This window comes from Oscillibacter sp. (assembly GCF_031978065.1).
Taxonomy (GTDB): domain Bacteria; phylum Bacillota; class Clostridia; order Oscillospirales; family Oscillospiraceae; genus Oscillibacter.
Genome location: NZ_DALZCH010000124.1, coordinates 1 through 8,483, shown reverse-complemented (window position 1 = coordinate 8,483; position 8,483 = coordinate 1). Strand labels below are relative to the sequence as shown.

The following is an 8,483-nucleotide window of genomic DNA, read 5'->3' as shown; positions in this document are numbered from 1 at the left end:
CTTTGTTTATGGGCGCGGCTGCCCAAGGCGGCATTTTCGTGGCGCTGATTTTGGCCACCATTCTGGGCTTTGAGCCCAACGTGGCCGCTTCCATCGCCATCATCGGCGGTGCGGACGGCCCCACCGCCATCTGGCTGACCAAGATTCTGGCTCCGGAATATCTGGGGGCCATTGCCATCGCGGCGTATTCCTACATGGCTCTGATCCCCCTGATCCAGCCGCCCATTATGAAGCTGCTGACCACGGAGAAAGAGCGTAAGGTCAAGATGGACACCATGCGTCCCGTCTCCAAAGCGGAGAAGGTGGTTTTCCCCATCATGGTCACCATTGTCACCTGCCTGGTGTTGCCCTCTGTGGCGCCCCTGATCGGCTGCCTGATGCTGGGCAACCTGTTTAAGGAGTGCGGTGTGACCGAGCGCCTGAGCGATACCGCTCAGAACAACCTGATGAACATTGTCACCATCTTCCTCAGCACCTCTGTGGGTGCCACCGCCGTGGCCGAGCGCTTCCTCAGCGCGGATACCCTGAAGATTATCTTCCTGGGCCTGATGGCGTTCTGCTTCGCCACGGCCTGCGGCGTGCTGTTCGGCAAGGTGATGTATGTTGTCTCCGGCGGCAAAATCAATCCACTCATCGGCTCCGCCGGTGTGTCCGCTGTTCCCATGGCGGCCCGCGTGTCTCAGGTGGTGGGCCAGAAATACAATCCCTCCAACTTCCTGCTGATGCACGCCATGGGCCCCAACGTGGCCGGCGTGATTGGCTCCGCGGTGGCGGCCGGCTGCCTGCTGAAGCTCTTCGGCTAAGCGGCGTCGGAGCAAAGTCCGCTGCGCTACGTTTCCGCCTGTGGCGAAAACCGCGCTTCGCTTCCTTGCTCCTCCTTGTTCCGCCGCAAACGCTTCGCTTATTTTGCGGCAGAAGGAGACGGGGAGGGACGAAAAGTCCACTGCGCTACGTTTCCGCCTGTGGCGAAAACCGCGCTTCGCTTCCTTGCTCCTCCTTGTTCCGCCGCAAACGCTTCGCTTATTTTGCGGCAGAAGGAGACGGGGAGGGACGAAAAGTCCACTGCGCCGGGAATACCGGGAAGCTGTTGAAAAACAAGAAGAGGGGCTGCCGCAAAATTGCGGCAGCCCCTTGCCGAACTTTAATGAAATTTTACCTGGAGGAACTATGAAAGAACTGAACAGCACAAAGGACTATATTGCCTCACCGGAGCTGCTGCGGGTGGCGGAAATTGCCCGGGCACTTCAAAAGCCTCTGCTGATCAAGGGCGAGCCGGGTACCGGAAAAACCATGCTGGCGCAAGCGGTGGCAGAGTCTCTTGGCATGGAGCTGATGGTGTGGAATATCAAGTCCACCACCAAGGCACAGGACGGGCTGTACGTTTACGACACCGTGGCCCGCCTGTACGACAGCCAGTTTGGCGAGTCCGGTGTGAACGACATCCGGAAATATATCAAGCTGGGAAAGATGGGAGAAGCATTCCGCGCCGGGGAACAGGTGGTCCTGCTGATTGATGAAATCGACAAGGCCGATCTGGAATTTCCCAACGACCTTTTGTGGGAACTGGATCGCATGGAGTTTTATATCCCGGAGACGAAGGAAACCGTCCAGGCGAAGCACCGCCCCATCGTCATCATCACCTCCAACGCGGAAAAGGAGCTGCCGGACGCCTTTTTACGCCGCTGCATCTTCCACTATATCGCCTTCCCCGACGCGCCCATGATGGAGCAGATTGTCCGCGCTCACTATCCCGAGTTGGACAGCCAGCTTTTAGAGCAGGCGCTGGAGCAGTTTTACGCCCTGCGGAGCCGCAGTCTGCAAAAAAGGCCTTCCACCAGCGAGCTTTTGGATTGGGTGCAGGCTTTGAGCATCGGCGGCGTGGACCCGGAGCTGCTTCGTAAAACGCTGCCCTTTGCGGGTGTTCTGCTGAAAAAGACAGAGGATTTGGATGCCATTGGGCGGCGGTGAGCGAATGTTTACGGGATTTTTTTACGCCCTGCGCCGACATGGGCTGGACGTATCCTTAAACGAGTGGCTCACGCTGATGGAGGCTTTGCGTTTGGGGTTGCACGGCTCCCAACTGACGGATTTTTACCGGCTGGCCCGCTGCATTTTAGCCAGAAGCGAGGCGGATTTTGACCGGTTTGATCTGGCCTTTGCGGAGTATTTCCACGATGTGGAGTCCGTCCGGGAGCTGCCTGAGGAATTTTTGAACTGGCTAGCAGAGGCTGCTGCGCAGCGAGAAATTGACAAGGATGCGGTAGACGCCCAATTTGGCGGCGGGCTGAACCTTGAAGAACTGAAAAAAATGCTGGCGGAGCGCCTTGCCGAGCAGACGGAGCGCCACGACAGCGGCAGCAAATGGGTGGGCACCGGCGGAATTTCTCCTTTCGGCCACGGAGGCTATAACCCCGCAGGGATACGGATCGGCGGACCGGGACGGCACAGAAGCGCGGTGCAGGTGGCGGCGGAGCGGGACTATCGGGATTTCCGACAGGACGCGGCGTTGGAACTGCGGCAGTTTCAAATGGCGTTTCGCAGGCTTCGGAATTTGACGGTAAAGGGGGAAGGCCCCAAGGACCAGCTTATGCTGGACGAGACGGTGCAAGCCACCTGCGACAGCGGCGGCTTTTTAAAGCTGCAATTTGACCGGCCTCGGAAAAACGACGTGCGGTTGTTGCTCCTGTTTGATTCCGGCGGCTCTATGTGGTCCTATTCCCGTCTGTGTTCAAGACTTTTCCACGCGGTCCACGAGGCCAGCCACTTCAAGGAACTGAAAACCTATTATTTCCACAACTGCGTGTATGATGATCTGTTTACCACCACGGAGTGCAGCTACCGGGAGAGCGAGGGTACGAGCGGCGTGCTTTCAAAGCTGAATTCCTCGTGGAAAATTCTGTTTGTAGGGGATGGGGCCATGGCCCCGGAGGAGCTTTTGAGGCGGGGCGGAAGTCTGGACTATTACCGGACAAATCAGGACCCCGGCATTGTATGGCTGCGGCGCTTTGCGGAAAAGTCGGGCCACACGGCCTGGTTGAATCCTGTTCCTCGGGAGCGGTGGGACTATACCAGAGGGAGCCACACCATTCGCACAATTCAACAAGAGATTCCCATGTTTCCCCTGAGCATCGACGGGCTGGACGCCGCCCTGCACCACCTGATGGCCCCCCGCTAAGCAATTCGGAGGATGGCCGTAGATAGGGCTTTTGGAACGGTAAAAAATTCCTATGCAGAAGAATATGTATAAATTCAAAAAGCATACACGAGAGACCGTCGAAACGCACAATAGGACGGGCGTATTATAGAGAAAATGCTGTACACCTTAGAGGAATTGCTGGAATTGAGCAAATATTTATACACTTTTTTTGGAAAAGTATTGACATTATACATCCGGCGTGATAAGGTATAGCAAGCCTCGGGGAGCAAACTCTTTTCCCCGGAACGAGTGAATAACGCCCGCTGTGCGGGCAAGCAGATTTTGGAAAAGGATGCGAATATGATGAAAAAGTTTTTTGCGCTTGCGCTGAGCCTTGCAATGGCTCTGTCCCTTGCAGCCTGCGGTAATTCCGGCGGGTCCGCCGGTTCCTCCGCGCCCTCCGGGTCCGTCGGCAGCGGTTCCGGCTCCGCCGAGGCCGGAATCCAGACAGTGACTCCCGGCAAGCTGACCGTGGCCACCTCTCCCGACTTTGCCCCCTATGAGTTCTACGCCATCGACAAAAACGGAGATGCCCAGCTTGCGGGCTTCGATCTGGCGCTTGCCGGGTACATTGCGGACTATCTGGATCTGGAGTTGGAGATCGTCCCCATGGACTTTGACGGCGTGCTGGCCGAGCTGAATGCCGGAAACGTGGATCTGGGCATCTCAGGCCTCAGCCCCGACCCCGACCGTATGAAAGCAATGGACTTCTCCGACACGTACTATGCGGGCGGCCAGTCTCTGGTGGTCACACAGGCCAACAAGGATAAGTGGGCCTCTGTGGCGGAGTTGAACGATCCCTCTCTGTCCATCGGCGCGCAGTTGGGCTCCATCCAGTATAAGCTGGCGGATGAAAACACCCCCGATGCCGACATCATCCAGCTTCCCAAGGTGACCGACGTGATTTCCGAGCTGCTGGGCGGCAAGCTGGACGCCGGTTTCATTGAGACTGTAGTGGCCGAGAGCTATGCCAAGAACTATCCCGACCTGTATGTGGCCTTTGATGTGCCCTATGACGTGAAGGGCTCCTCTGTGGGCGTGCAGAAGGGCAACGCGGCCCTGCTTGCCGGCGTGAACGAAGCGATTGCCGCCGCTCTGGCGGACGGCTCTATGGACAACTTTGTGGCTACCGCCAACGAGCAAGCCAGCGGCAATATTCACGAGGGTCTGCTGGAAGGCGGCGCCTCCTCTGCTGCCGCTTCTTCTCAGGCAGGCTGAGCATTTATTCGCAATAACCGTGATTCCTCCCCCCATTTCGGCGGGGAGGAATTGCGCCGTTCACAGGATTGGCAACCCCATCATTATCCGAAAGGAGCCCCATGATGAATGTCTCCAAAGCGGGCTTTGAGGCCGTATTTCAGTATTCCGGTATGTTCAAGGAAGGAATGCTGTGCACCATTTATCTCTCTTTTTTCACGGTGATTCTGGGCTTTGTGCTGGCTTTGGTGCTGGCCGTCATGCGCATGTCCGATATCAGACCTTTGCGGTTTCTGGCGCTGGACCAGCAGGGCCGTCTGCGGGAACAGGGGTTTTTATTTGCCCTCAGCCGGTTTAATCCCGTCAGCTTTATCGCCACGGTCTATGTGGAGATTTTCCGGGCAACGCCCTTGCTGGTGCAGTTGTTCATTGTGTATCAGGTGCTGTTCCACAAGGACGTGATCAACCTGCCCGCGGTGACGATTCTGGGCTTTGTGAAGCTGAATCGTTTTCTCCCCGGTGTGGTGGCGCTGGCGCTGAACTCCGGCGCGTATGTGTCCGAAATCATCCGTGCGGGCATTCAGTCCATTGAGGGGGGGCAGACCGAGGCCGCCCGCTCTCTGGGCCTGACGCAGGGGCAGAACATGCGTTACATCGTGCTTCCTCAGGCAATCAAGAACATTCTGCCCGCCATCGGCAACGAGTTTGTCACCATTATCAAGGAATCCGCCGTCACTTTTACCATCGGCGTGGCGGATTTGATGGCCGCGGTGAAGGCGGCGCAGGCTGGCTCCTTCCGGATTCTGGAGCCGCTGCTGGTGGTGGCCGCGCTCTATTTCTGCCTGACCTTCCCCACCAGCAAGATCATTGCGCACTTCGAGAGGAGGATGAGCCGTGGCGACAAGCGGTAGACTGATCCGGGTCACCGGACTGAAAAAATACTACAACAAGGGCGTCATCAAGGCTCTTGATGACGTGACGGTGGATATCAACCGGGGCGACGTCATGGTGGTCATCGGCCCTTCCGGCTCCGGGAAGTCCACCTTTCTGCGCAGCCTGAATCTGCTGGAGGCGCCTACGGACGGCTCCATTGTCTTCGACGGGGTGGACATCACGAAGTCCCATGTGAAAACCGCAGAGGGAAAGACCGCGCGGCTGAACATCGACGAGCACCGCCAGAAGATGGGCATGGTGTTCCAGCACTTCAACCTGTTCCCCCATAAGACCATTCTGGAGAATATGACGCTGGCGCCCATCAAGGTGCGCCACATGAGTCAGGCGCAGGCGGAGGAAAAGGCCCTGACCCTGCTGGAGCGCGTCGGATTGAAGGACCGGGCGGGGGCGTACCCCATTCAGCTTTCCGGAGGGCAGAAGCAGCGGGTTGCCATTGTGCGCGCGCTTGCCATGGAGCCGGAGGTGATGCTGTTTGACGAGCCTACCTCCGCGCTGGACCCCGAGATGGTGGGCGAGGTGCTGGACGTGATGAAGGGCCTTGCCCGGGAGGGGATGACCATGGTAGTGGTCACCCACGAGATGGGCTTTGCCCGGGAGGTGGGGAACCGCGTGCTGTTCATGGCGGACGGTAAGCTGCTGGAGCAGGGCAGCCCCGACGATATTTTTAATTTCCCCCAAAATCCCCGCTTGCAGGACTTTTTGAGCAAGGTGCTTTAACAAACGCCCCCGCCGGACCGCCGCGCGGCGGTCCGGCGGGGGCGTTGTCGTCATGGGCACTTCTTGCGGAGTGGATCCCGGCGGCAAAATGAAAATAAAACGGGGCGACGCTGCGGCCCCGTGGAAAAGGAGCGATGATATGATCGGCAATGAAAAGCAAAAGGCGGTTTCCGCCATTGACGAAAAGGCGGAGCTGATTACCCGGACGGCGGACTCCATCTGGGAGTTTGCGGAGCTGTCCTTGCAGGAGGAGCGGTCCGCCGCGCTGTACTGCGAGGCGCTGGAAAACGAGGGCTTTGCCGTGGAGAAAGGAATTTGCAATATTCCCACGGCCTTTTCTGCGTCCTTTGGCGCGGGACGGCCCATCATTGGAATTCTGGCGGAATACGACGCGCTGTCCGGCCTGTCCCAAAAGGGAGGAAGCCTTGATCGGGAAGAACTGATTCCGGGCGGTTGCGGTCACGGCTGTGGACACAATCTGCTGGGCGCGGGGGCTATGGCAGCCGCCATTGGCGTGAAGGCCTATCTGGAGGAGACGAAGCATCCCGGCACCGTGGTGCTGTATGGCTGCCCGGGCGAAGAGGGCGGCGCGGCAAAGGCGTTTATGGCCCGGGACGAGCTTTGGCGCGGGCTGGATGCGGCGCTGACTTGGCATCCGGAGGATCGGAACGAGGTGGCCACCGGGTCCTCCAACTCCTGCATTCAGGTGCAGTATCGCTTTACCGGCGTGGCGTCTCACGCGGCGGGAAGCCCGGAGCAAGGTCGCAGCGCGCTGGACGCGGTGGAGCTGATGAACATTGGCGTTCAGTTTCTGCGGGAGCACATGAGCGACAAAGCCCGGGTCCACTATGCCATTACCGACGCGGGAGGGCGCAGCCCCAACGTGGTCCAGCCCCGGGCGACGGTGCTGTACATGGTCCGCTCCAACCATGTTTCCGAGGCGGTTGCACTGCAAGCGCGGGTGGACCGCATTGCGGAGGGCGCGGCGCTGATGACTGACACCACCTTTGAGCGCACGTTTATCGATGGGCTTGCCGACACCGTGACCAACCACACGCTGGAAAAGCTTCTGTATGAGAATTTTTCCGCGCTGGGTGTGCCCACCCACACGGAGGAGGAGCGAGCCTTTGCCGACGCCTTGTCTAAAACCTACGACGGCGCGGACTACCTTCCTGGCATCGGCTGCGATTACAATGCGGAATATGCCGAAGGCGTGAAAACTCTTCGTAATAAAAATGGCGGCGCAATGAACGAATTTCTTCTTCCTTTGTATCAGGGAGAGGCATTTAAACCCGGTTCCACCGATGTGGGGGACGTGAGCTGGCAGTGTCCCACTGCGCAGATTCACGTGGCCGCGTGGCCCAATGGCTGCCCGGGCCATAGCTGGCAAAACGTCTCCTGCGACAGAACTGCCATCGGCCACAAGGCCGCCGTCCACGCGGGGAAGGTGCTGTGTGCCGCCGCCATCGACCTTCTGAACGGTCCGGAAATTCTGGAGGAGGCCAAAGCGGAATTTCTCCGCCGCACGGAGGAGGGGTACACCTGCCCGATTCCCGCCGGAGCCGTGCCCACCGTGCCGGATTAAGCGCACTGTTTTTTTGGAAAAGCCCGGCCAAAGCCGGGCTTTTCCAATGGAGAAAACAGCGAAAAAGAGTGGTTTCGGCTCAGCAGACAACGCCGGTGAGGTATGACAAATTTGCGGTCAAAAGGGACTTTTTTGTTATAAACGTTCTATATAACTTGATTTTGAGCGCTTGATTTATGAAAACTGCTGTCGTTTTGCCGGTTGACATTCGCGGGTTGCGCCGCTACAATAAGACCAACCCATTTGAGTTCCCACAGAGGGAGCGCTGAAAAATTTTTGGAAAGGAGCCTGAAGGTTATGATGTTTACCAATCGTTTTCATACGGACATGACCGCATCTGCTAATTGTGCAGAGGCTTCTTTCCCCTGCACTTACGCTGCTTCCAATATGAACATTGTTGCCCTTCTGGACGCCGTTATTGCGGCGTCCATTATTATTATTGCCATGATTACCGTCAGCCTGATTAGCACCATTCTGGTAGTAGGCCTGCTGCTGGCGATTCTGGTATTGGTACTGGTACTGGTACTGGTACTGGTAGGGCTGCTGATTATGGAAAAAGTGAATAGGCGCAGGAGGCGTGTCACCGCATAATTTTCGTTACGAAAAGCGGCTGCGCTCTTGGAGCGCAGCCGCTTTTTTGTATAAACTGAGCGTTCGAGGCGGGAAGCGGACCGGACGGCCGTCGGTCCTCGTCCCCGCCACGGAACTACCGAGAATAACGATTTTAAAGGAGATTGTAACGATGAAAAAGAAGAAAGTTTTGAGCTTTGTCCTCGCGGCTGCCATGATGGCCGCCCTTGCCGGCTGCGGCAGCAACGGTGGAACCTCCACGCC

The 8,483-nt window shown here is 57.8% G+C and carries 8 protein-coding genes; all 8 read left to right on the top strand.

Features of this window, described 5'->3' with window-relative positions; translation table 11 throughout:
• The coding region (locus RTK01_RS14510) for a sodium ion-translocating decarboxylase subunit beta (protein WP_312281654.1) at nucleotides 1–803 on the top strand (803 nt) is incomplete at its 5' end.
• A gap of 364 nt (nucleotides 804–1,167) precedes the next feature.
• Nucleotides 1,168–1,968 carry a MoxR family ATPase gene (locus RTK01_RS14505; protein ID WP_312281653.1) on the top strand — a complete coding sequence of 267 codons (801 nt, stop codon included), beginning with the start codon at nucleotides 1,168–1,170 and terminating at the stop codon, nucleotides 1,966–1,968.
• A 4-nt stretch (nucleotides 1,969–1,972) separates the two neighbouring features.
• Entirely contained in the window at nucleotides 1,973–3,175 is a 1,203-nt protein-coding gene (locus RTK01_RS14500; protein ID WP_312281652.1) for a VWA domain-containing protein, read from the top strand.
• Nucleotides 3,176–3,496: 321 nt separating this feature from the next.
• Nucleotides 3,497–4,414 carry a transporter substrate-binding domain-containing protein gene (locus RTK01_RS14495; protein ID WP_312281651.1) on the top strand — a complete coding sequence of 306 codons (918 nt, stop codon included), beginning with the start codon at nucleotides 3,497–3,499 and terminating at the stop codon, nucleotides 4,412–4,414.
• A 104-nt stretch (nucleotides 4,415–4,518) separates the two neighbouring features.
• On the top strand, nucleotides 4,519–5,304 hold the full coding sequence (locus RTK01_RS14490; RefSeq protein ID WP_397352968.1) for an amino acid ABC transporter permease: 786 nt from the start codon (nucleotides 4,519–4,521) through the stop codon (nucleotides 5,302–5,304).
• 1 nt (nucleotide 5,305) lies between these two features.
• A complete protein-coding gene (locus RTK01_RS14485; RefSeq protein WP_397352971.1) occupies nucleotides 5,306–6,064 on the top strand; it encodes an amino acid ABC transporter ATP-binding protein in 759 nt (252 codons plus the stop codon).
• 139 nt (nucleotides 6,065–6,203) lie between these two features.
• On the top strand, nucleotides 6,204–7,649 hold the full coding sequence (locus tag RTK01_RS14480; RefSeq protein ID WP_312281648.1) for an amidohydrolase: 1,446 nt from the start codon (nucleotides 6,204–6,206) through the stop codon (nucleotides 7,647–7,649).
• 297 nt (nucleotides 7,650–7,946) lie between these two features.
• Nucleotides 7,947–8,240, top strand: a complete 294-nt coding sequence (locus RTK01_RS14475) for a hypothetical protein (RefSeq protein ID WP_312281647.1) — start codon at nucleotides 7,947–7,949, stop codon at nucleotides 8,238–8,240.
• Nucleotides 8,241–8,483: the final 243 nt, after the last annotated feature.

Bases quoted from the DNA above. Each gene is read 5' to 3' on its own strand.
- RTK01_RS14505 (WP_312281653.1), top strand. From the start codon at position 1,168: ATGAAAGAACTGAACAGCACAAAGGACTATATTGCCTCACCGGAGCTG.
- RTK01_RS14500 (WP_312281652.1), top strand. From the start codon at position 1,973: ATGTTTACGGGATTTTTTTACGCCCTGCGCCGACATGGGCTGGACGTA.
- RTK01_RS14495 (WP_312281651.1), top strand. From the start codon at position 3,497: ATGATGAAAAAGTTTTTTGCGCTTGCGCTGAGCCTTGCAATGGCTCTG.
- RTK01_RS14490 (WP_397352968.1), top strand. From the start codon at position 4,519: ATGAATGTCTCCAAAGCGGGCTTTGAGGCCGTATTTCAGTATTCCGGT.
- RTK01_RS14480 (WP_312281648.1), top strand. From the start codon at position 6,204: ATGATCGGCAATGAAAAGCAAAAGGCGGTTTCCGCCATTGACGAAAAG.
- RTK01_RS14475 (WP_312281647.1), top strand. From the start codon at position 7,947: ATGATGTTTACCAATCGTTTTCATACGGACATGACCGCATCTGCTAAT.